Source organism: Pelagibacterium sp., assembly GCF_048264985.1.
Lineage (GTDB): Bacteria > Pseudomonadota > Alphaproteobacteria > Rhizobiales > Devosiaceae > Pelagibacterium.
The window spans coordinates 251,206-271,297 of sequence record NZ_JBLXCL010000001.1 but is presented as its reverse complement, the minus strand read 5'-3'; the positions used below and the strand labels follow the sequence as shown (position 1 = coordinate 271,297).

The following is a 20,092-nucleotide window of genomic DNA, read 5'->3' as shown; positions in this document are numbered from 1 at the left end:
TGGTTGACCTTCCGGCGCTTTTCTGGTGATGGTCGCCTACCCAATTTCTCTTCTCTTCTCAAGTATAGGGCCGCGACCGGTACTTTCTATGGCAAACGCTTCCGAGCGCTACAATTCGCGCGAACAAGAACCCCATTGGCAAAAAATCTGGGCCGAGAAGAGAACCTTCGAAACGTCCAATGACGACCCGCGTCAGCCCTACTACGTCCTTGAGATGTTCCCCTATCCATCGGGCCGCATCCATGTTGGGCACGTGCGTAACTACACTATGGGCGACGTCGTCGCGCGCTTTCAGCGCGCCAAAGGCAAAAAAGTACTTCATCCCATGGGATGGGATGCCTTCGGCATGCCGGCAGAAAACGCAGCGATGGCCAATAAGGTTCACCCGCGCGACTGGACCTATGAAAACATCGCTTCGATGCGCAAACAACTGCAGTCGATGGGCTTTTCACTCGACTGGAGCCGCGAGTTCGCGACTTGCGATGAGGAGTATTACCACCGCCAGCAGATGCTGTTCATCGACATGCTCGATGCCGGCCTGGTCACGCGTAAATCGTCGAAGGTCAATTGGGATCCCGTCGACCACACAGTACTGGCCAACGAACAGGTTATCGACGGTCGAGGGTGGCGCTCCGGCGCGCTTGTCGAACAGCGCGAATTGACCCAGTGGTTCTTCAAAATTTCTGATTTTGCCGAAGATTTGCTGACATCGATCGACGGGCTGACCGATTGGCCTGAAAAAGTGCGCCTGATGCAGCGCAACTGGATCGGCCGGTCCGAAGGGCTCCGTGTCTTGTTCGAGATCGCCGAAGGCGATGCCGCTCAGCAGAGTGTTGAGATCTTTACGACTCGCCCCGACACCCTGTTCGGCGCGTCCTTTGTTGCGCTTTCGCCTGATCATCCGATGGCAGCACACCTTGCAAAGACAAATCAGGATCTGGCTGCGTTCATTGCCGAGTGTCACCGCATGGGCACATCGGCTGAAACTATCGAAAAGGCCGACAAGAGGGGCTATCGCACCGAAATTACAGTGAAACATCCTGTAATCGAAGGGGCGACCCTGCCCGTCTATGTCGCAAATTTTGTTCTGATGGACTACGGCACAGGGGCAATCTTTGGTTGTCCCGCACATGATCAGCGCGATCTCGACTTCGCGCGGAATTACGATTTGCCCGTTCTGCCGGTGGTGCTGCCGCCCGAAACGGCTGCTGAGGAGTTTTTCATCGGCACCGAGGCTTATACCGGCCCCGGCGTTGCGTTCAATTCGGACTTCCTTGACGGCATGGAAATCGATGAGGCCAAGGATGCAATGGCCCGGTTCCTGGAGACCGAAAAGGTGGAGGGCAAGCCCCAGGGCGTCCGTCAGGTTAATTATCGTCTCCGCGATTGGGGCATATCGCGTCAGCGCTATTGGGGGTGCCCAATACCTGTCATCCATTGCGATACCTGTGGCATCGTACCTGTACCGAAAGATCAACTGCCTGTGCGCCTGCCGGCCGATGTTGAGTTCGACACGCCCGGCAATCCGCTCGACCGCCACCCGAGCTTCAAGCATGCCGATTGTCCGTCCTGTGGCACCAAGGCACGGCGGGAAACCGACACAATGGACACATTCGTCGATTCCTCCTGGTATTTCGCGCGCTTTACGGCACCTCGGGCCGACAATCCGACAATCCCGGAAATGGCAAATGAATGGCTGCCCGTCGATCAGTATATCGGGGGCATCGAACACGCCATCTTGCACCTGCTCTATTCGCGCTTCTTTGCGCGCGCCATGAGCCGCACCGGCCACATGAATGTCGATGAACCCTTCAAGGGCCTGTTCACCCAAGGCATGGTGACCCACGAGACCTACAAGGATCAAGCTGGCAACTGGGTTTCCCCGGTCGAAGTCGTCTTGGAAACCAGGGACGGCGAGCGTTCAGCCGTCTCATCTGCAACGGGTGAGCCGGTTACCATTGGCTCGATCGAAAAGATGAGCAAATCCAAGCGCAACGTCATCGATCCCGACGACATGATCGCCACTTATGGTGCCGATACCGTCCGCTGGTTCGTGCTTTCAGATTCGCCTCCGGAGCGCGATATCCAATGGACCGAGGCGGGCATCGAAGGTTCATGGCGGTTCTCGCAGCGGGTTTACAAACTGGTCAATGAGGCGCGCGAACTCCTGTCGCTTGAACCGACAACCATCGATGGAGACGATCCGCGCACTATCGACATCCTCAAGGCAGCACACAAGACAACAGCCCTGATCGAGGCCGATCTGACTGGCCTGCGTTTCAATCGCGGTGTCGCCCAGATTTATGATTTGGCCAATGCCATTCAAAAATTCATTCCGGTGGTTGGCGAATCGCCGTCGCTTGCAAATATTTCCGCATTGCGCGTGGCGATCGAGCGGTTTGTGCAATTTATCGCGCCGATGATGCCTCACCTCGCTGAAAGCTGCTGGTCAAATCTCGGCCATCAAACGATGGTCTGCGATACGCCATGGCCCGAAGCCGATCCTGCCTATCTAGTTGATGATACTGTAGTTTTGGCGGTTCAGGTTAATGGAAAGCGACGGGGCGAAATCGAAATGCCAAAGGATGCCCCGGCCAGCCAGAGTGAAGCAGCAGCCTTGTCTCTTGAGGCCGTTGCCCGCATTCTCGACGGGAATCCCCCCCGTAAGGTGATCGTCGTGCCTAACAGGATCGTCAATGTCGTTTGCTAAGCCTATCCGCGCCGCATGTCTCGGCACCGTGCTTGCGACGGCCAGCCTATTGGCGGGCTGCACGTTCACTCCGGTCTACGGCGATGCGGCATTGGCAAACCAAACCCTTGCCTTGACCTATACGGAACCTAACACGCGCCTCGAACAGCTGGTTTATCGCGCGCTGACCGCTAAGCTTGGAACCGGGAAGGCAAATGCGCCACAGTTGTCGGCGCAAGTCTCTATCACTGCGACCGAAATCGGGCTGGCAGCGGTGTCCGGCGCCGTTTCCAACTATCAACTTACTGCCACGGTCACTTACAGCGTACTGCAGAACGGCCAATCGATTGCAAACGGCAGCCGGTCAGCAACCGCCTTTTATCAAACCAACGGCCAGATCATCGCAGACGATGCCGCCAGGAGCGGCGCCGAAGAGCAGGCCGTCACAGCAGCCGCAGAAACCGTACGCCTCGCCCTGATTGCCGATCTGACAGCGAAATGACGGCGCTCAAGGGCCGCGACATCGAGAAATTTCTGTCACGGCCGGATCTGACGGCAGGATTTATTCTCGTTTACGGACCAGACAACGGCCTGGTGAGCGAAAACGCTGCGCGACTGGTTAGGCATTTCGCCGGTGATCCCCCCGACCCCGAAAGCCTATCCCAGCTGCATATGACTGAGGTCGATGCCGACCCCCAGCGTTTGGGCATCCTGGCGCGCAGCCCCTCGATGTTTGGAGGACAAACCATCATCCGCATTCGCGCGGCCAGCAATAAATTGACCCAGACACTCGTCGAATTGCTCGATGAAGGTGCGCAAGCTGTTTTTATCGTTGAGGGCGCCGACTTAAAGCCGGCCGACGCCCTCCGCAAACAGGCCGAAGCCCGCCGCGACGCGCGCGCGCTGCCCTGTTATGCCGATACAAACCAGACAATCGACACGCTGATCCGCGATACATTCGCCCAAGCCAGGATTTCACTGGAAGCAGACCTTGTTCCGATGCTGCGCGACATGCTTGGAAATGACCGGCAGGTCACGCGCAGCGAGTTACAAAAGCTGGTGCTGTTTGCCGGCGATGGCGGAGCGCTGTCCCGTAACGATGTGCTGCGTCTATGCGGCGACAACGCCGCCCTTGCGATAGACGCTGTCGTCGACGCCATTGCGACAGGGCATGCTCGGCGATTTGATGAGGCCATGACGCGTGCGGCAAGCGCCGGCACCGACGCTCAGCGACTACTGATTGTCGCCATGCAACATTTTTCCCGCCTCAGAGCCATGAGGGCGGAAACTGACACGGGCGCCAGCGTGGATCAGGTGATCGGTCGGGCCACACCGAGAATCCACTTTTCCCGCAAATCCAGTTTTGAACAACAGCTCAGGCTTTGGAACGACGATGGACTGGCAGCGGCATGCAACCGCTTGTCCAGTGCTATTCTTGATAGCCGAAAATCGAGCACCTTGGCGCCTGCAATTGGAAGACAAGCGCTACTGGCAATTTGTATGGCCGCAGCTAGACGCTAATCCGATCAATTACTTAGAGCAATGTTTCACGTGCAACGTCGCTCAATGCGGCAAGAGACGCGAGCAGATATCATCGAGCTGTTCGAGCGTCTTGTAGCGAATTTCGAGCTTTCCGCCTCGATCCTTGTGATCAAGTGTTACCGACAACCCGAGGGCATCTGACAATTGCTTTTCCAGCGCCAGTGTGTCGGTGTCCTTTGAGAACGGCCGTTTCTCACCGGCTGGCTGAGGGCGGCGCGCCTCGCTCCCTTTCTGATGCAAAGCTTCTGCTTCACGCACCGACAGGCCTGAATCGACAATTCGCCGTGCCAGGGCCAAGGGGTCATCAGAGGTAATCAGCGTACGAGCATGACCTGCAGTCAACTCTCCGCGCTCAAGCATATGCTGGACTTCATCCGGAAGGCGCAGCAATCGCAAGGTGTTGGCCACATGCGAACGCGATTTGCCGATAACATGCGCAAGATCGTTTTGCGTATATTCAAACTGCTCGATCAGCTGTCCATAACCAAGTGCCTCTTCGAGCGGATTGAGGTCTGCGCGCTGCACATTCTCGATGATGGCAAGCTCAAGCGCTTCCTTGTCATCGACCTCCCTGATGATGACGGGCACTTCGTGCAGACCTGCCCGTTGCGCCGCCCGCCACCGGCGCTCGCCCGCAATGATCTCAAATACATCGGGCCCCTGATCGCTTGGACGAACCAGAAGCGGCTGCATGACACCTTTTTCGCGAATGGAATTAGTCAGATCCTCAAGCAGTTCGGGATCGAAATCTTTGCGCGGGTTGGCGCGGCTCGCGATGATAAACTCAACGGGCAGTCGGCGCGTTCCCGTAGATCCTTCGGCCTGACGCGGCGCGGCCTCGAGAGGCTGCATGTCTCCGATCAATGCGGCAAGGCCGCGGCCGAGACGAGTGGGTTTGTCGTTCATGGTGTTCTCCATCAGGCCGCCCGCAACTGGCGTTCACGCTTGATCACTTCGGTGGCCAATCGAAGATAGGCCTGACTTCCGGCACATTTAAGATCGTAGAGCAACGCAGGTTTGCCATAACTTGGCGCCTCAGAAAGACGAACATTGCGGGGAATGACGGTATCATAAACCAGATTGCCCATATGCTCCCGGACATCGCTGAGCACTTGTTCGGACAGATTGTTTCGCTTGTCGAACATCGTCATGACCACACCCTGGATCGACAGGCGCGGATTGAGGGTAGAGCGAATTTGCTCAATGGTCTGAAGCAGTTGGCTAAGACCTTCCAAAGCAAAGAACTCGCACTGCAGGGGCACAAGAACCGCATCTGCAGCTGTAAGCGCGTTGATGGTAAGCAGGTTCAGCGACGGCGGGCAGTCAATCAGAACATAGGTAATCGGTTTCGAATCGATCGTCACTTCACTGACATTGTCCAGCGCCGACTTCAATCGAAACGCCCTATCGCGTTCAGCCGCGATCATCAGCTCAACACCCAGCAAGTCCATCGTTGAGGGCACGATGGCGACATTGGGAACATTGGTCAGGACCGCGGCGTCCTTCACTGTGGATTCGTTGAGTAGCAGATCATAGGACGAGCGTTCACGCTGCTGTCGCCCCAGACCAAGTCCCGTCGATGCGTTACCCTGAGGATCGAGATCAACGATCAAAACACGTTCGCCGATCGCTGCAAGAGCAGTGGCAAGGTTAATCGCCGTCGTTGTTTTGCCGACGCCGCCTTTCTGATTGGCGAGCGTTATGATACGCGGATGCATCTGACCTCCGAAACCGTTGCGGTTTCAATTACTTAGGTTCGGTGCGAGGTCGCAGATGGGAAAGTTCAAGCAGAACGCCGTCTTTGTCCGTCGCACTTTGATGCTTTAACACATCGTAAACCCAATCTGAATCCGCTGTTTTAAGTTCTTCCCCGTTTTCACGTCCTTTATGCAGGATGGCGCGGCTTTGCGGTGCCCAGAAGCGGTGAATATAACGCAACAGCAAGGGCAATGGCGCAAGCGCCCGGGATGTAAAAAGATCAACACGACCAACAGCTTGCGGCGATACCGCCTCTATTCTGGCGGTGTGTACAGTGATCGGTAGATCAAATTCTCGAGCCGTAGCGCGCAGAAATGCACATTTTCGCGTGTTAGATTCAATAAGATGCATAGAGTAGTCTGTACCCTTGAGCGCGATTGCCAGGGGAATTGCTGGAAAACCGCCTCCGCTACCAATATCGAGCACTCGCAAGGGCCCGTCATGCGGGCCGATAAGGGGCAAAAGCTGAAGGGAATCAAGGATATGCCGCTCCCAAAGGTCACCCGGTGTTTCACGTGAAACCAGGTTTTGCACCCGCTGCCATCGGAAAAGATGGTCCGAAAATCTATGGAGTTGAGTGCATAGAGCGTCCAAATTGCCGACAATTGGCCCGGCGATTGCTTCCAGATCTCGTCGATGCGACGAATCATTCCAGCTCATGATGCCTTTCGCTCCATGCGACCGCGACGGATAACGGCGAGGACCAATGTCAGGGCAGCTGGCGTCACACCTTCAATACGTTGCGCCTGGGCAATTGTCTGCGGGCGAGCAGCAAGCAATTTCTGCTTCATCTCATTCGATAGGCCGGGCAAAAGGCCGTAATCCAGCCAATCGGGAATTGCTCGCGCTTCATCGCGTTTGACGGATTCGACGTCGGCCTGCTGACGTTCAAGATAGACAGCGTACTGGGCGTCGATGGCGATTTGGTCGTAAGTCTTTGATTCCAAATCTGCAATTTCTGGCCAGACGGATTCGAGGTCGTCGCGCGTCGTCGTCGGATAGCTCATCAATTCGAACGCTGTCCGCCTCACACCATCGGCGTTGACGTTGACACCAGCCTTGCGTGCCTGACTCGGTGTCGTGGCGAGCGTTTGTAATAACGTCTTGGCTGCGTTCAGTTGCTGTATGCGCTGTTCAAAATGGACACGACGCGTTTCGCCAACCAGGCCGATATCGATGCCCAGCTGGGTCAGGCGTTGGTCAGCATTATCGACTCTAAGCTGTAGCCGGAATTCAGCGCGCGAGGTGAACATGCGATAGGGTTCGGTGACGCCGCGTGTGATCAGATCGTCGATCATGACACCGAGATAGGAATTGGTCCGTGACAAGATCAGCGGCTGTCGCCCCTGGGCCGCCAATGCCGCGTTTGCCCCGGCCAGGAGCCCCTGGGCGGCTGCCTCTTCATAGCCGGTTGTGCCGTTGATCTGCCCGGCAAGATACAGCCCCGGCAATGCGCGCAGCATTAACGCCGGCGAGAGTTCACGGGGATCGACGTGATCATACTCGATTGCGTAACCTGGGCGTTTGATAACCACATCGGCCAGGCCAGGCATCGCCCGAAGAAAATCCAATTGCACATCGGCCGGCAGCGATGTGGAGAGACCGTTTGGGTAGATAGTAGGGTCGTCGAGCCCTTCGGGCTCAAGGAATACCAAATGATTGTCCTTGTCAGCAAACCGTACGATCTTGTCTTCGATCGATGGGCAGTAACGCGGCCCGCGAGACTGGATACGTCCAGAGTACATTGCTGATTTTGTTAGGTTATTCGCAATGATCGTGTGGGCTTCGGGTGTCGTTCGCGTTTCATAACACGGGATTTGAGGTGTTGTGATGATATCGGTCAGCGACGAGAACGGCTCAGGCGTTTCATCCCCGTCCTGTCGTGCCAGCACAGAAAAATCGATGGAATTAGCATCGAGGCGCGGCGGGGTCCCTGTCTTTAGTCGGCCCAGGTTGAGGCCAAGCGCCTCGAGGCGTAGAGACAGCCCGAGCACCGGCTTTTCGCCCGCCCGACCTGCCGGAATTGTCTCTTCTCCACGATGGATCAGCCCACGTAGGAACGTTCCCGTTGTCAAAACCACGGCGCTCGCTGAGATTCGTCGTCCATCCAGAAGCACAACACCGCATACGCTGCCCTCGTTAACGATGAGGTCGTCGACTTCGCCTTCGATGATTTCAAGGTTTGGCGTGGCCGAGAGTTCGGCTTGCATAGCATCCCGATAAAGTTTGCGATCCTGCTGCGCTCTGGGGCCGCGAACAGCCGGACCCTTACGCTTGTTGAGCACGCGAAACTGGATACCACCCTTGTCGGCAATGCGACCCATTACGCCGTCAAGAGCATCGATCTCCCTGACCAGATGGCCCTTGCCCAGCCCGCCAATTGCGGGGTTGCAGCTCATTTCACCGATTGTTGCGAATTTGTGCGTTACGAGCGCTGTGAGCACGCCCATACGCGCAGACGCCGCAGCCGCTTCCGCTCCGGCGTGGCCGCCGCCAACAATTATGACGCTATAATCACTCATGAGCAAAAATCCGCTGGTGTTTCACGTGAATCCATCCCGGTTGGTATGGGCATGTTTCACGTGAATCCATTTCTTTGCGGAAATGAGTGTGTTTCACGTGAATCACTTGCCGATGCAAAATCCGGAAAACAGTCTGTCGAGAACCGCTTCATTGTCCATAAGGCCAATCAGGCCGGCCAATACATCCGCTGCACTACGAAGTTCTTCAGCGCACAGTTCGGGCTGGTCGATTCTTTTTAGCGCGCCCTCGATACTCGACATAGCCATCTCCAGAGCAACTTTGTCCCGCAGATGGCTAACAAGACTTGTCTCGCTGGCGCCAAGGCCGCCTTCAATATGGTTTTCCAGGCGATTTAGCAAGACTTCGATGCCCTCGCCCAGCTGAACTGAAAGTGTCAAGTCGGTAGGGATTTTTGTGCTGCCGATATCAGACTTGGTCGCCAAGCGCCAAACCGGCGTCGCCGTATCGATCGAAACAACGCTCTCGGTGTCAGGAGCGATCAGCCACAGCACCAAATCGGCGCTATCCATGGCACCACGGGCACGACGGATGCCTTCTTCTTCTGCCAGACTGTCAGTTTCCCGCAAACCGGCCGTATCTGTCAGGGTCACCAACTGGCCCCCCAGATCGATGGCGACGTCCTTCGTATCGCGCGTCGTTCCCGCTTCAGCAGTGACAATCGCAACGTCTGACCCTGCCAATGCATTGAGCAAGCTGGACTTTCCGGCATTTGGTGCGCCGGCGAGGACCACGCGAAACCCTTCACGGACGATACGGCCCCGCTCGAATGTGGCGAGGGTTGTGCCAAGCACAGTTTTAAGCGTGATGAGATCGGACCTAAAATGGTCAGGCAGTGCAAATGGCACATCATCTTCGTCGGAAAAATCAAGACGGGCTTCGATTTCCGCGCGCGCATCAAGCAAAAGATTACGCCACACAACAATCTGGTCGGCCAAGCCACCTTCGAGCCGTGACAGGGCCTGGCGTCGCTGCGCTTCGGTCTCAGCCGCGAGGAGATCTCCCAAGCCTTCGACCGCGGTAAGATCGAGCTTACCGTTTTCAAAAGCGCGGCGGGTGAAGTCTCCGGCGCCAGCCAATTGGGCGCCGCATACATCCGTCAACGCGCTCAAGATGGCTTTGACGCCGGCCGGTGAGCCGTGGACCTGGAATTCAGCACAGTCTTCCCCGGTAAACGAGTTTGGGCCAGGAAAAACGGCAACAAGGCCTTGATCGAGTGCCAGACCCGTGTCGGGGTGCCGGAGTGTTTTGAGTGTCAGATTGCGGGGATCTGGCAGGCTTGCGCATAGCGCACGAACCATATCGAAGGTTTTAGGGCCCGACAGACGGATAATCGCAACCCCGGAGGGCAGACTGCCGCTCGATAGGGCGGCGATCGTTGTGGCAGCTTGCATCAGGACGATCCGGGAACAGAATGCAACAAGGCCGCGCAGTGGCAATGTCACGCGCGGCCCTTAAATACGGTCAGAACGTGCCTATGGCTAGGTGTTCATCGACTCAAAGAACTCGCCATTGGTTTTTGTCTGGCGCAGCTTATCGAGCAGGAATTCCATCGCATCGACGGTACCCATCGGATTGAGGATACGGCGCAGAACATACATCTTGCGCAAAATATCGGCCTCAACCAACAGCTCTTCCTTGCGGGTGCCGGACTTGGTGACATCGATGGCCGGGAAAACGCGCTTGTCGGAAACCTTGCGGTCGAGAACGATTTCGGAGTTGCCCGTACCCTTGAATTCTTCGAAAATCACTTCGTCCATGCGGCTGCCGGTATCGATCAGCGCTGTCGAAATGATCGTCAGCGAGCCGCCATCCTCGATGTTACGCGCAGCGCCGAAAAACCGCTTGGGCCGCTGCAAAGCATTGGCATCGACACCACCGGTCAGCACCTTCCCCGAAGAAGGAACAACAGTGTTGTAAGCGCGGCCAAGGCGGGTGATCGAATCGAGCAAAATGACCACGTCACGCTTGTGCTCGACAAGGCGCTTTGCCTTTTCAATAACCATTTCAGCTACTTGAACGTGACGTGAAGCTGGCTCGTCAAAGGTTGAGGAAATGACTTCCCCTTTAACTGAACGCTGCATGTCGGTCACTTCTTCAGGACGTTCGTCGATCAAAAGCACGATCAGATAGCATTCGGGGTGATTGGTGGCGATCGATTGCGCAATGTTTTGCAGCAACACGGTCTTGCCGGTGCGCGGCGGGGCAACAATCAGGGCGCGCTGGCCCTTGCCGAGCGGGGCGACGAGATCGATAACCCTTGCCGAGCGATCCTTGGTTGTCGGATCGGATAATTCCATATTCAGCCGCTCATCGGGATAAAGCGGCGTCAAATTGTCAAAATTGATCTTGTGACGGACCCGTTCGGGATCCTCGAAATTGATCGTATTGACCTTGAGCAGCGCAAAATAGCGCTCGCCTTCCTTTGGAGAGCGGATCTGACCCTCGACAGTATCGCCTGTGCGCAGCCCGAATCGGCGGATCTGGGATGGGCTCACGTAAATATCGTCAGGCCCAGGCAAGTAATTGGCATCGGGAGAGCGAAGAAAGCCAAAACCATCTGGCAAGACCTCGACAACACCTTCGCCGGTTATTTCGACATCGCGTGTCGCCAGTTGCTTGAGAATGGCGAACATCAATTCCTGCTTGCGCAGTGTATTGGCATTTTCGACGTCGAGCTCTTCGGCAAAGGACTGCAACTCGGCCGGTGACTTGGCCTTGAGGTCCCTGAGCTTCATGAATTCCATGATCAGCCTTCTTAGGGGGATGGTCGGGATAGACTTAAAAAAGGAGGGAGAAGCGGGGCGTGTGACGCCCATCTCACCGCGAATGGGTGAGTTGCACGCTTTTCATAAACCAATCAGTGCGGCCAATGCAAGCATAACCCGAAAGCAACGGTCCTCAGAACGGTTTGACGATCACGGCGATGACGATGACGATCATGATCACTGTCGGGATTTCGTTGATTGCGCGGAAGAATTTCGACGGCCTCTGGTTTTCGTCCCGAGCAAATAATTTCATCGATTTGCCAAGAAAGCCATGAAAGCCGGAAAGGGCGAGTACAAACACCAGCTTGAGCCAGATCCAGCCCATCGCAAAAATGCCGTTGCCGTACAGATGCAGCAACCACAGCCCAAAAAGCCATGTGGCGATCATCGCCGGGGTCATGATGGCGCGATAAAGCCGACGCTCCATGATTTTGAAGGTTTCCGACTGCACGGAGCCAGTTTCCGCATCGGCGTGATAAACAAATAACCGCGGCAGATAGAGCATTCCAGCCATCCAGGCGATGACTGAAATCACGTGAAGCGCCTTGACCCATTCAAGCATGTTTTAATTCCCTGATCGCTGTCTGCTTAGCGTCCATGAACGATATCGACAAGCCGTGCGACGTTTTCGATTGGTGTTTGGGGAACAATGCCGTGCCCGAGATTAAAAATATGGGGCCGATCGGAGAACGCTTCGATGATTTCATGGGCCCGCGTTTCCATCTGTGCGCCGCCGGCAACCAGACGCAAAGGATCGAGATTGCCTTGGACGGGCAGCGTGTCGGGGAGATGCGAGGTCGCAAAAGCCAAAGGCGTTGCAAAATCGAGCCCGAGGACGCTCACACCGGTCTCTTGCGCATATTCGGCAAGCATGCCGGCAGCCCCGCGGGGGAAACCTGTGATCGGGGCATCAGGAATGGCATTACGGACTTTCTCAACGATCCGGCGGTTTGGCTCGATCACATGGGTTCTAAACGCCTGTTCGTCGAGATTGAGCGCCCAGCTTTCAAAGATCTGGACCAGATCGGCGCCAGCACGAAACTGGGCGATCAGATATTGGGCGGAAACCTCGACAAGCATATCGATCAGTGCAGCAAAGGCTTCAGGATGCTTGAGCGCAAATAACCGGGCGGCGGCCTGGTCGGGCGATCCGCGCCCACCGATCATGTATGTGGCGACGGTCCAGGGTGCACCGCAGAACCCAATAAGGGTCTTTTTGTCATCAAGGGCCGATTTGATCCGTTCGATCGCCTCAAAAACCTTGTCCAGATTGTCCAGAGCCTTTTCAGGCGTCAGCGATGAAAGACTGGTCTCGTCGATGGGATCCAGGATTGGTCCTTCGCCTTGCGCAAACCTTAAAGGCTGACCCAGCGCATGTGGGATGACCAAAATATCTGAAAACAGGATTGCAGCATCGAGATCGAAGCGCCGTAGCGGTTGAAGTGTGACTTCCGTCGCAAAATCGGGCGAATAGCAGAGATCGAGAAAGCCACCAGCTGTCTGCCTGACTTCACGGTATTCGGGAAGATATCGCCCGGCTTGCCGCATGATCCAGATCGGGGGCCGATCCTGTTTGATACCAAGCGCTGTATCGAGAAGCGGTTTGCCGGTCGCGGTTTTGGGGGCGGGAGAATGCAATTGGCTGGGCTCTTCGTCTTTTTAAGGAATCTAAGTCTTAAAGAGTCTTCTTCTTCTTTATGGCTGTGTTTTGCACCAATTGTTTCAAGCCCACAACCGCACGGCCCTAAAAGCGCTTGCGTCAGTTTCGCACGGCGGGGGGTTGGGCCGGCGCTATTGGAGATTGGGGATGAAAATGCTGGAAGGCCCGACGCGTTAACGTTTTGTTAAGATGTTGCCTGTGCAAATCCTTAATGAAAGCTTAACGGTTGATATGATGGGGCAGATACCGTTTTCCCCAATGTTGTCCCCAGGGGCCAGGATCCGTCCACACTTTACGAACTGTTAACCCAATATCGGGCTTTGGGGAAAACTCTGCGAAGCGTTCGGCCAAATGGGAATTGGGCTTTAACTGTGAACGTGCATGTGGAAAAGCTCTCACGCCCATGACAGCAAAAAGCCCGGCCATGCTGATCCTTGCTTCAAAAAGTACAACACGTAAAACCCTGCTTGAGAACGCTGGTCTTGTGTTTTCACTCGCTAGTCCGGGGATCGATGAGCGCAAGATCGAAACCATGGCCTTGACGCAAAACGAGAATCGCGCCGGCCTGGCACGGATCCTTGCCGAGCAAAAGGCGCTGGCGGTAAGCGTTGCCCAACGTGGTGCGATGGTTATCGGGGCCGATCAGACGCTCGAATTTGACGGTAAGGCACTACACAAGCCCAGTGATCGGGTCGAAGCGCGGGCGCGGCTTTTGGCCATGGCAGGTAAATCCCATCAGCTCCATTCGGGGGTGGCCCTGGCCCGCGACGGGAAGATCGTCTGGAGCCTTGTCGCCACCGCCGATCTGACCTTCAAGCAGTTCGACAGCAGCACGGTTGACGCCGTCCTCGACAGAGAAGGGGATGCGATATTGGATTCGGTTGCTGCCTACAGGCTCGAAGGCCCATCCATCCGTCTGTTCGAGCGTATCGAGGGCGATTATTTTACAATTCTGGGTCTGCCGCTCCTTGAGCTTTTGGCCGCCCTTGAGCAGCACGCACCGGAAAGCCTAGAGCCCGCTTCATGAAAAAAGCCTTCGTCATCGGTCACCCCATCACGCATTCGAAATCGCCGCTGATCCATCAAAGCTGGATCGCAGAGCATGGATTGAATGCAAGTTATGAGGCGATCGATATCGCGCCCGAAGCGCTCGAGGGGTTCATTTCGCGCCTGCGGGAGGGTGCTTTTGTGGGCGGCAATGTAACGATCCCGCACAAGGAAGCCGTGATGGCGCTCTGTGATGAGATCGATCCGCTGGCCGCCAAGATAGGTGCTGTAAATACTTTGGTGGCCCGGGACGGCAAGGTGTTTGGTTCGAATTCGGATTATGTCGGGTTTCTGGCCAATCTCGACGCATCCGCACCTGGATGGGACACTGAGATTGGCACCGCAGTGGTCATCGGTGCCGGCGGCGCATCGCGGGCCATACTGGCTGGGCTTATCGACAGGGGTGTTGAGCGGATCACGCTGGTCAACCGTACAGTGGAACGGGCCGAGGGCCTTGCTGCCGAGTTCGGACCAGCGATCCATCCAGCGGCGTTATCCGATATCAAAGAGTGCCTTGCGGGGGCCGGACTGCTGGTCAACACCAGTGCCATCGGCATGAAGGGCACCGGGTTTGACGGGCTGGATCTTTCGCGGTTGGCCCAGGGTGCTGTGGTGACAGATATCGTTTATACACCGCTCATTACCCCGCTTTTGGCCCAGGCGCAGGCCGAGGGGTTTGCCAGCGTCGACGGTCTGGGTATGTTGCTTTATCAGGCTGTGCCCGGTTTCGGGGCATGGTTTGGCGTAACACCGGCGGTCACCGGCCAGCTCAGGGATCGCGTGCTGGGTGCGCTTGGGCAGTAAGACAGGGTTTTTCGAGGGTTATATGCTGCGCGTTGTGTTGACCGGTTCGATTGCCACGGGAAAGTCGACTGTCCTTGCGCGCTTTGCCGAGCGTTCCATCCCCACATATTCGGCCGATGAAGCCGTCCACGAACTCTATGCGGGACAAGCGGCAGCGCTTGTCGAAATGCTGTTTCCCGGCACTGTGAGCGATGGTGGCGTCGATCGGCGGGCGCTCAGCGCAGCTCTGGCGGCCGAACCGCACCGGATTTCGGAGCTCGAAGAGATTATTCATCCTCTGGTGCGAGAAAAGGCTGTCGATTTCATGGGTAAGGCCGAAGCGGACGGGCATGCCATGGCTGTTGTCGAAATTCCGCTGTTTTTTGAAACCGGGGCCACATATTCGATCGACAGGGTGGTGGCCACCCATTGTGATCCCGAAATTCAGCGTGAGCGAGTTCTGGCCCGGCCAGGCATGAGCGCTGAAAAGCTTGAATTCATCCTGTCGCGTCAGCTCACTCAGGCCGAAAAAGTCTCGCGTGCCGACTATGCCATAGACACTTCGGGATCCATGGACGATACGGTTGCGCGCACCGACGCAGTCATCGCAGCGCTGTGCGACGAGGTTCAGTCATGAGTCAATTGCGCGAGATCGTTCTCGATACCGAGACCACGGGCCTTTCGGCAGCCAATGGCGACCGAATCGTTGAAATCGGCTGCGTCGAGTTGATCAACCATGTGCCCACAGGGCGTCACTATCACGTCTATATCAATCCCGAGCGCGACATGCCCGAGGAAGCATTTCGCGTCCATGGTCTGTCCGAAGACTTTTTGCGTGACAAGCCAAAATTTTCCGCAGTGGCTGGCGAGTTCGCCGATTTCATCGGCGACGATACGCTGATCATCCACAATGCGCCCTTCGATATGGGGTTTCTGAACGCCGAACTCGAATGGACGGGCCGCTCCAAGCTGGTCAATGACGTTATCGATACCGTCATGCTGGCGCGCAAAATCCACCCAGGCGCGCGCGTCAGCCTCGACGCGCTGTGCAAGCATTACGGGATCGACAATTCCAGGCGCGCGCTCCATGGCGCTTTGCTCGACAGCGAGATACTCGCCGAAGTCTATCTCGAGCTGATTGGTGGCCGTCAGGTTGCCTTGGCGCTATCGGCAGAAGCCGAGTCGTCGGCGCGCGGTGCCGGCAACCGCCCACCGGCCCGCACGCGGCCCACGCCCCTCCCTGCCCGGCTCACGGCAGCAGAAAAACAGGCGCATGCGGGATTTGTCGCCGAAATGGGCGACGCGGCAGTGTGGCTCAAATACGAAACCGTCGAATTCGAAGCGCAATAGAACCAACATTTTGAGGCTATTGGCGCTGATAGCGTATCAGGAAACGAAAAAAGCCCCGGCAGAACCGGGGCCTTTTTGTTTTGGTACCGCCAGTCTTAGTTGACTGTCGGCTTGACTTCGTTGGCCTCGGCAGTGCCTTCAGTCTTGTTTTTTTCGGCAGCGGCCGCAAGGTTGCGACGATAGAGCGCCAGAAAGTCGACGGGCTCGAGCAGCAGTGGCGGAAAGCCACCGGCCTGAATGGTCGATGCAAGAACCTGGCGGGCAAACGGGAAGATCAGCCGCGGCGCTTCAACCATCAAAAGGGCGCCAAGCTGGTTTTCCGGGATGTTGCGGGTGCGGAACAGGCCGCCATAAACCAGTTCGACAGCGTAAAGCACGGTGCTTTCGCGCTCGGTTTTGACGTTGAGGCCGATTTCAACGGCGTAAACGTCGTCGCCCTGCTTTTTGACCTGCACGTTGATGTTGACGTTCGAGCCGGGATTGACCTGACCGGGCACAAGCGAAGCCGGAGCATTTGGGTTTTCAAAGCTCAGATCGCGCACATACTGGCCCACGATGCCGAAAGCGGGTGCAGTGCCGTCCGGCCCGGTCGCGGGCGTTTCATTGTTTGTGTTGTCTTCAGCCATGGCCCAATAAGTCCCTATCTCTGGTTCGCCAGAGCGGCCCGACAAGGACCGCAAATTTCGCGCGATTGGCTAGCACTTTTGCGCCCTGCTCACAAGGTTTGGCGCGCATTGCGCTGAAACTGACCGCTACGCCCGCCCTGTTGCCGTGCCTAGCGATAATCGTTGTCGTCGAGGTCTATCGATTTATACGCCGGCCCCGGTTGGGAAGGCCGATAGGTGGACACCACGACCATGTTACGGCTCATCTGCCCATAAAGCCAATGGCGCACAGGCGGAATAAGCAGGGCGAAGCCGATGGCATCGGTTATAAATCCGGGGATGAGAAGAAACAGCCCCGCCACAGCGATCATCATCATTTCGGCGAATTGACGCTGGGGCATCTCACCCCGCGCCATCATGGCCCGACTGTCGAGGACCATGCCCAGCCCCTGCCAACGCACTATCATTATACCGGCGGCAGCCGTCAGGATAATGGCTGCGAGGGTTGAAAGAATGCCGATCTGCCCACCGAGCCAGATGAAAGCGGCGATTTCCAGGAATGGCAGAGCCAGGATTCCAAGCAGAATGAAACGTCCCACGCTGAGCGATCTCCCATTGGTTTGAAAGGGCATGGCCGCAGGCAACAAGATGTCGGCCAAACCGTTCGATCACAATAATGCCACTGCAAACTGGTTTGCACGGCTCGTTTGCATATATATAGGTCACTATAACCAGATTGCGAACCGACCCGGGGCCACCAATGCTCAAACGCATTGCGGTGCCAGCGGTGAACAGAACCTTTTCATTTTGGAGCCAGAATTTCACTCATGGGCGAATTTCTCGACTTTCCCACCCTTATCGTCATCGTGGTGGCCATCGTGGTGCTCCTGCGTCTGCGCTCCGTTCTTGGCACACGAACCGGCAATGAACGGCCGCCCTCGGCGCGTTACGAGTCGGTTTCGCGGACCAAATCGGACAATGACGACACTGTCGTCCCCATGCCGCGCCGCAATCCTCAGGATACCGAAGAAGCTGAACGCGCCCAGCGCAAGGTCGAAGCCGAGATCGAAAAGTTCGGCGGTGGCAAGCCTGATATCGAAGAGGGGCTTCGCGCAATCGTAGCTGTCGACCCCGCATTTTCGCCCAAGCAGTTCCTTGAGGGTGCAAAATCGGCCTATGAGATGATCGTCTCCGCCTATGCATCGGGCGACCGCAAGAATCTGAAAATGCTGCTGGACAAAGATGTCTATGACAGCTTCGACGTCGCGATCTCCGAACGCGAAGCGGCCGGCCATACGGTCGACTTCACCTTTGTGGGGCTCTCCAATATCGAGTTCATCGAAGCCGAGCTCGACAAGCGGAATGCCGTTGTAACCCTTCGGATCGATGCTGAAGTTGTCTCGATCACCAAGGATCGCGAAGGAGAGATCGTCGAGGGTACGCCCGGCCAGGTCGTCGCCATTGCCGATGAGTGGACGTTCATGCGCAGCACGAAATCGCGCGACCCCAACTGGAAACTCGTCGCGACCAACGACCTCGAATAGAGCCGCAAGGGCCGATCGCCATGGCGCGCAAACCGCCCGGACCACGCCCGAAGACGTCCGGGCCGGTGCGCGATTGGCACCTCTGGAACGCGGTTGGCACCACCGTCGACCCGCTCCTACGCCGCAAGAGCAACGATCCCAAGGCGCTGCTCGAAGCTCTCGAGCAGGCCGGGGAAGAACCCGATGCGGGCAAGCCGCGCGATACAGCACCGCGATTTGCCCGCCCGCCCCTGCCTTCGGCGCTGCCCATGATTGCCGCCTCCAAGATCCCGGCTTCTGAAAAATCGATAGAGCCCAATCTCAAGCGCAGGCTCGCGCGCGGGCACGAGTCCATCGACGCGACGCTTGACCTGCACGGCATGACCCAGGACCAGGCCCGCGGCGCGCTTGAGCGGTTTATTCCGGCGCGTGTGGCGCGGGGCGACCGTACGGTTCTGGTCATCACCGGCAAGGGTATCAAGAAAACCGGCTATCTCCAGCTCGAACAAAAAGGCGTACTGCGCGAAATGGTGCCGCTCTGGCTCAACGCCAAGGCGCTTGCGCCCATGATAGCAGGCATCGACCCTGCCCATCAGAGCCATGGCGGTGGCGGCGCGCTTTACGTTCGGCTCAAACGCAAGAGGCAGATGTGACACCGCTGGGCGCCAAACTGCGCAAGATGCGCGCCGAACGCGGCATTGCGCTAAAGGACATGGCTGCGGCACTCAGCGTTTCAAGTGCCTATCTCTCGGCGCTCGAGCACGGCAAACGTGGCAAGCCCACATGGTTCATGGTCCAGCGTATCATTGCCTATTTCAACGTAATCTGGGACGAGGCCGAGGAAATTCAGCGCCTTGCGGAAATTTCCGACCCAAAAATGACCATCGACACATCGGGTCTGGCGCCCGAAGCCACCGAGCTCACCAATGTGCTGGGCCGTGAAATGGGCAATTTATCACCAGAGGACTGCAAGGCCATCAAAGACGAGGTGATGCGCAGGGCGGTCCGGGCCGGTGGCGGACCCCAGCGCTGAGACGCTGCTTTTGCGGTTTTGGCTAGGGTGTCGTGAAATCCGAACAGTTTGGCAATTGGCTGTCGGGCTTGTAGCGCCCAGCGACAGTATCGAATGAGAAGACGCGTTTGAAGCTGCATCGACCGATTTCGGCAATCGTCAGATCGGCAGGATCGAACGGCGGATGTTGCGATGAATCGAGATCGCGCAAGGATGTGCGCGGATAGGCACTGGCCTGTGTTCGAAAGCCAAGATCGGGAAGTCCAGCGTCGCTTGCCGCCCCCGAAAGCGCGAAAAGCGTTGCATCGAAAATGTATTGATCGTGGCAGGCGCCGAGGCGCCTTTGTTCGTCGTCCTCGCCAAAACATGCCCGAATCATGATGTCGGAGGTCAGCGGAACAATGAGAAGTGGACCGCTGATCCCGCTTTCAGTGTCTATGGCATAGAGGGAAAGCCTTGTTACGCTGGCGGTACCACCCGAATAGAGCGCTCTGGCCTCATGGGTGATCCCGACCAGGCTCCCCGATGGCGTTGCAATCGCCTGATCCCAGAGCGCGACCGATATTTCGGGAGTATCGATGCCATCCGGCATCGCAATGTCCAATGTCTGCCCTTCAAGGGGACCGGCGGTGACGACAAGCTTGTCGATGCCATCAAGGGTGTCCACCGCGATACACCAGGCGCCATCTGGTGCACAGAGCGGCATGGGTTCAGTGATGTCACCAAGGGCCGGGCTTGAGGCGGCCATCAGTGCAATTGCCGTAAGAACGGTTGTCATAGTGGCTCCGGGCGCTCTGACCCAAAGATGGTTAGA

At 56.9% G+C, this 20,092-nt stretch carries 21 protein-coding genes; 10 read left to right on the top strand and 11 right to left on the bottom strand.

Translation table 11 applies throughout. The features are described 5' to 3' along the window. Positions 1-88 precede the first annotated feature (88 nt). The 3 genes from leuS to holA are packed head-to-tail and all read left to right on the top strand — an operon-like array spanning position 89 to position 4,210. The gene (leuS, locus tag ACN0TA_RS01425; protein WP_417579065.1) at positions 89-2,710 is read left to right on the top strand and encodes a leucine--tRNA ligase; all 2,622 of its coding nucleotides are present in this window, start codon (positions 89-91) and stop codon (positions 2,708-2,710) included. Beyond that, the gene (gene lptE / locus ACN0TA_RS01420) at positions 2,697-3,191 is read left to right on the top strand and encodes an LPS assembly lipoprotein LptE (protein WP_417579063.1); all 495 of its coding nucleotides are present in this window, start codon (positions 2,697-2,699) and stop codon (positions 3,189-3,191) included. Before leuS ends, lptE begins: the two co-directional genes overlap by 14 nt. Further along, the gene (gene holA, locus ACN0TA_RS01415; protein ID WP_417579061.1) at positions 3,188-4,210 is read left to right on the top strand and encodes a DNA polymerase III subunit delta; all 1,023 of its coding nucleotides are present in this window, start codon (positions 3,188-3,190) and stop codon (positions 4,208-4,210) included. Before lptE ends, holA begins: the two co-directional genes overlap by 4 nt. 42 nt (positions 4,211-4,252) lie before the next feature. Here the strand turns inward: holA and ACN0TA_RS01410 are convergent, their stop codons facing one another. From ACN0TA_RS01410 to hemE, 8 genes are all read right to left on the bottom strand, one after another. Beyond that, on the bottom strand, positions 4,253-5,137 hold the full coding sequence (locus ACN0TA_RS01410) for a ParB/RepB/Spo0J family partition protein (RefSeq protein WP_417579059.1): 885 nt from the start codon (positions 5,135-5,137) through the stop codon (positions 4,253-4,255). 11 nt (positions 5,138-5,148) lie between these two features. Continuing rightward, positions 5,149-5,949 carry a ParA family protein gene (locus ACN0TA_RS01405; RefSeq protein WP_417579057.1) on the bottom strand — a complete coding sequence of 267 codons (801 nt, stop codon included), beginning with the start codon at positions 5,947-5,949 and terminating at the stop codon, positions 5,149-5,151. Positions 5,950-5,977: 28 nt separating this feature from the next. Then, positions 5,978-6,649, bottom strand: coding sequence for a 16S rRNA (guanine(527)-N(7))-methyltransferase RsmG (rsmG, locus tag ACN0TA_RS01400; protein ID WP_417579055.1), 672 nt, complete (start codon positions 6,647-6,649; stop codon positions 5,978-5,980). Then, positions 6,646-8,511 carry a tRNA uridine-5-carboxymethylaminomethyl(34) synthesis enzyme MnmG gene (gene mnmG / locus ACN0TA_RS01395; protein ID WP_417579053.1) on the bottom strand — a complete coding sequence of 622 codons (1,866 nt, stop codon included), beginning with the start codon at positions 8,509-8,511 and terminating at the stop codon, positions 6,646-6,648. Before mnmG ends, rsmG begins: the two co-directional genes overlap by 4 nt. Positions 8,512-8,613: 102 nt before the next feature. Next, on the bottom strand, positions 8,614-9,975 hold the full coding sequence (mnmE, locus tag ACN0TA_RS01390) for a tRNA uridine-5-carboxymethylaminomethyl(34) synthesis GTPase MnmE (RefSeq protein ID WP_417579051.1): 1,362 nt from the start codon (positions 9,973-9,975) through the stop codon (positions 8,614-8,616). Between the two features lie 36 nt (positions 9,976-10,011). After that, entirely contained in the window at positions 10,012-11,277 is a 1,266-nt protein-coding gene (gene rho / locus ACN0TA_RS01385) for a transcription termination factor Rho (RefSeq protein ID WP_417579049.1), read from the bottom strand. A 154-nt stretch (positions 11,278-11,431) separates the two neighbouring features. Then, entirely contained in the window at positions 11,432-11,860 is a 429-nt protein-coding gene (gene hemJ, locus ACN0TA_RS01380; RefSeq protein ID WP_417579047.1) for a protoporphyrinogen oxidase HemJ, read from the bottom strand. 26 nt (positions 11,861-11,886) lie between these two features. Then, positions 11,887-12,936, bottom strand: coding sequence for a uroporphyrinogen decarboxylase (gene hemE, locus ACN0TA_RS01375; RefSeq protein ID WP_417579045.1), 1,050 nt, complete (start codon positions 12,934-12,936; stop codon positions 11,887-11,889). A 425-nt stretch (positions 12,937-13,361) separates the two neighbouring features. On the opposite strand from hemE, the gene ACN0TA_RS01370 reads away from it, so the two are divergent. Genes ACN0TA_RS01370 through dnaQ form a run of 4 tightly spaced genes read left to right on the top strand, consistent with a single transcriptional unit; the run spans position 13,362 to position 16,138 of the window. Then, positions 13,362-13,985, top strand: a complete 624-nt coding sequence (locus ACN0TA_RS01370; protein WP_417579043.1) for a Maf family protein — start codon at positions 13,362-13,364, stop codon at positions 13,983-13,985. After that, positions 13,982-14,809, top strand: coding sequence for a shikimate dehydrogenase (locus tag ACN0TA_RS01365; protein ID WP_417579041.1), 828 nt, complete (start codon positions 13,982-13,984; stop codon positions 14,807-14,809). The genes ACN0TA_RS01370 and ACN0TA_RS01365 overlap by 4 nt, the downstream gene beginning before the upstream one ends. 22 nt (positions 14,810-14,831) lie before the next feature. Beyond that, entirely contained in the window at positions 14,832-15,425 is a 594-nt protein-coding gene (coaE, locus tag ACN0TA_RS01360; protein ID WP_417582019.1) for a dephospho-CoA kinase, read from the top strand. A gap of 5 nt (positions 15,426-15,430) precedes the next feature. After that, on the top strand, positions 15,431-16,138 hold the full coding sequence (gene dnaQ, locus ACN0TA_RS01355) for a DNA polymerase III subunit epsilon (protein WP_417582017.1): 708 nt from the start codon (positions 15,431-15,433) through the stop codon (positions 16,136-16,138). 95 nt (positions 16,139-16,233) lie between these two features. Here the strand turns inward: dnaQ and secB are convergent, their stop codons facing one another. Together secB and ACN0TA_RS01345 are read right to left on the bottom strand one after the other, a co-directional pair. Continuing rightward, on the bottom strand, positions 16,234-16,764 hold the full coding sequence (gene secB / locus ACN0TA_RS01350; RefSeq protein WP_417579039.1) for a protein-export chaperone SecB: 531 nt from the start codon (positions 16,762-16,764) through the stop codon (positions 16,234-16,236). 149 nt (positions 16,765-16,913) lie between these two features. Further along, positions 16,914-17,342 carry an FxsA family protein gene (locus ACN0TA_RS01345; protein ID WP_417579037.1) on the bottom strand — a complete coding sequence of 143 codons (429 nt, stop codon included), beginning with the start codon at positions 17,340-17,342 and terminating at the stop codon, positions 16,914-16,916. Between the two features lie 228 nt (positions 17,343-17,570). Between ACN0TA_RS01345 and ACN0TA_RS01340 the strand changes: the two genes are divergently transcribed. Genes ACN0TA_RS01340 through ACN0TA_RS01330 form a run of 3 tightly spaced genes read left to right on the top strand, consistent with a single transcriptional unit; the run spans position 17,571 to position 19,299 of the window. Then, a complete protein-coding gene (locus ACN0TA_RS01340) occupies positions 17,571-18,287 on the top strand; it encodes a Tim44/TimA family putative adaptor protein (protein ID WP_417579035.1) in 717 nt (238 codons plus the stop codon). 20 nt (positions 18,288-18,307) lie between these two features. Beyond that, positions 18,308-18,919: a Smr/MutS family protein gene (locus ACN0TA_RS01335; protein WP_417579033.1), complete on the top strand. Its 612-nt coding sequence runs from the start codon at positions 18,308-18,310 to the stop codon at positions 18,917-18,919. After that, the gene (locus ACN0TA_RS01330; protein WP_417579031.1) at positions 18,916-19,299 is read left to right on the top strand and encodes a helix-turn-helix domain-containing protein; all 384 of its coding nucleotides are present in this window, start codon (positions 18,916-18,918) and stop codon (positions 19,297-19,299) included. Before ACN0TA_RS01335 ends, ACN0TA_RS01330 begins: the two co-directional genes overlap by 4 nt. A gap of 22 nt (positions 19,300-19,321) precedes the next feature. Here ACN0TA_RS01330 and ACN0TA_RS01325 read toward each other — a convergent pair whose 3' ends face one another. Beyond that, positions 19,322-20,056: a hypothetical protein gene (locus ACN0TA_RS01325; RefSeq protein WP_417579030.1), complete on the bottom strand. Its 735-nt coding sequence runs from the start codon at positions 20,054-20,056 to the stop codon at positions 19,322-19,324. Positions 20,057-20,092 lie beyond the last annotated feature (36 nt).

What these genes read in the sequence shown, in the direction of transcription:
- lptE (WP_417579063.1), top strand. Translation starts at nt 2,697, where the DNA reads ATGTCGTTTGCTAAGCCTATCCGCGCCGCATGTCTCGGCACCGTGCTT.
- coaE (WP_417582019.1), top strand. Translation starts at nt 14,832, where the DNA reads ATGCTGCGCGTTGTGTTGACCGGTTCGATTGCCACGGGAAAGTCGACT.
- holA (WP_417579061.1), top strand. Translation starts at nt 3,188, where the DNA reads ATGACGGCGCTCAAGGGCCGCGACATCGAGAAATTTCTGTCACGGCCG.
- rho (WP_417579049.1), bottom strand. Translation starts at nt 11,277, where the DNA reads ATGGAATTCATGAAGCTCAGGGACCTCAAGGCCAAGTCACCGGCCGAG.
- hemJ (WP_417579047.1), bottom strand. Translation starts at nt 11,860, where the DNA reads ATGCTTGAATGGGTCAAGGCGCTTCACGTGATTTCAGTCATCGCCTGG.
- secB (WP_417579039.1), bottom strand. Translation starts at nt 16,764, where the DNA reads ATGGCTGAAGACAACACAAACAATGAAACGCCCGCGACCGGGCCGGAC.
- ACN0TA_RS01410 (WP_417579059.1), bottom strand. Translation starts at nt 5,137, where the DNA reads ATGAACGACAAACCCACTCGTCTCGGCCGCGGCCTTGCCGCATTGATC.
- ACN0TA_RS01340 (WP_417579035.1), top strand. Translation starts at nt 17,571, where the DNA reads ATGGGCGAATTTCTCGACTTTCCCACCCTTATCGTCATCGTGGTGGCC.
- mnmG (WP_417579053.1), bottom strand. Translation starts at nt 8,511, where the DNA reads ATGAGTGATTATAGCGTCATAATTGTTGGCGGCGGCCACGCCGGAGCG.
- rsmG (WP_417579055.1), bottom strand. Translation starts at nt 6,649, where the DNA reads ATGAGCTGGAATGATTCGTCGCATCGACGAGATCTGGAAGCAATCGCC.
- leuS (WP_417579065.1), top strand. Translation starts at nt 89, where the DNA reads ATGGCAAACGCTTCCGAGCGCTACAATTCGCGCGAACAAGAACCCCAT.
- ACN0TA_RS01365 (WP_417579041.1), top strand. Translation starts at nt 13,982, where the DNA reads ATGAAAAAAGCCTTCGTCATCGGTCACCCCATCACGCATTCGAAATCG.
- ACN0TA_RS01405 (WP_417579057.1), bottom strand. Translation starts at nt 5,949, where the DNA reads ATGCATCCGCGTATCATAACGCTCGCCAATCAGAAAGGCGGCGTCGGC.
- ACN0TA_RS01335 (WP_417579033.1), top strand. Translation starts at nt 18,308, where the DNA reads ATGGCGCGCAAACCGCCCGGACCACGCCCGAAGACGTCCGGGCCGGTG.
- ACN0TA_RS01325 (WP_417579030.1), bottom strand. Translation starts at nt 20,056, where the DNA reads ATGACAACCGTTCTTACGGCAATTGCACTGATGGCCGCCTCAAGCCCG.
- ACN0TA_RS01370 (WP_417579043.1), top strand. Translation starts at nt 13,362, where the DNA reads ATGACAGCAAAAAGCCCGGCCATGCTGATCCTTGCTTCAAAAAGTACA.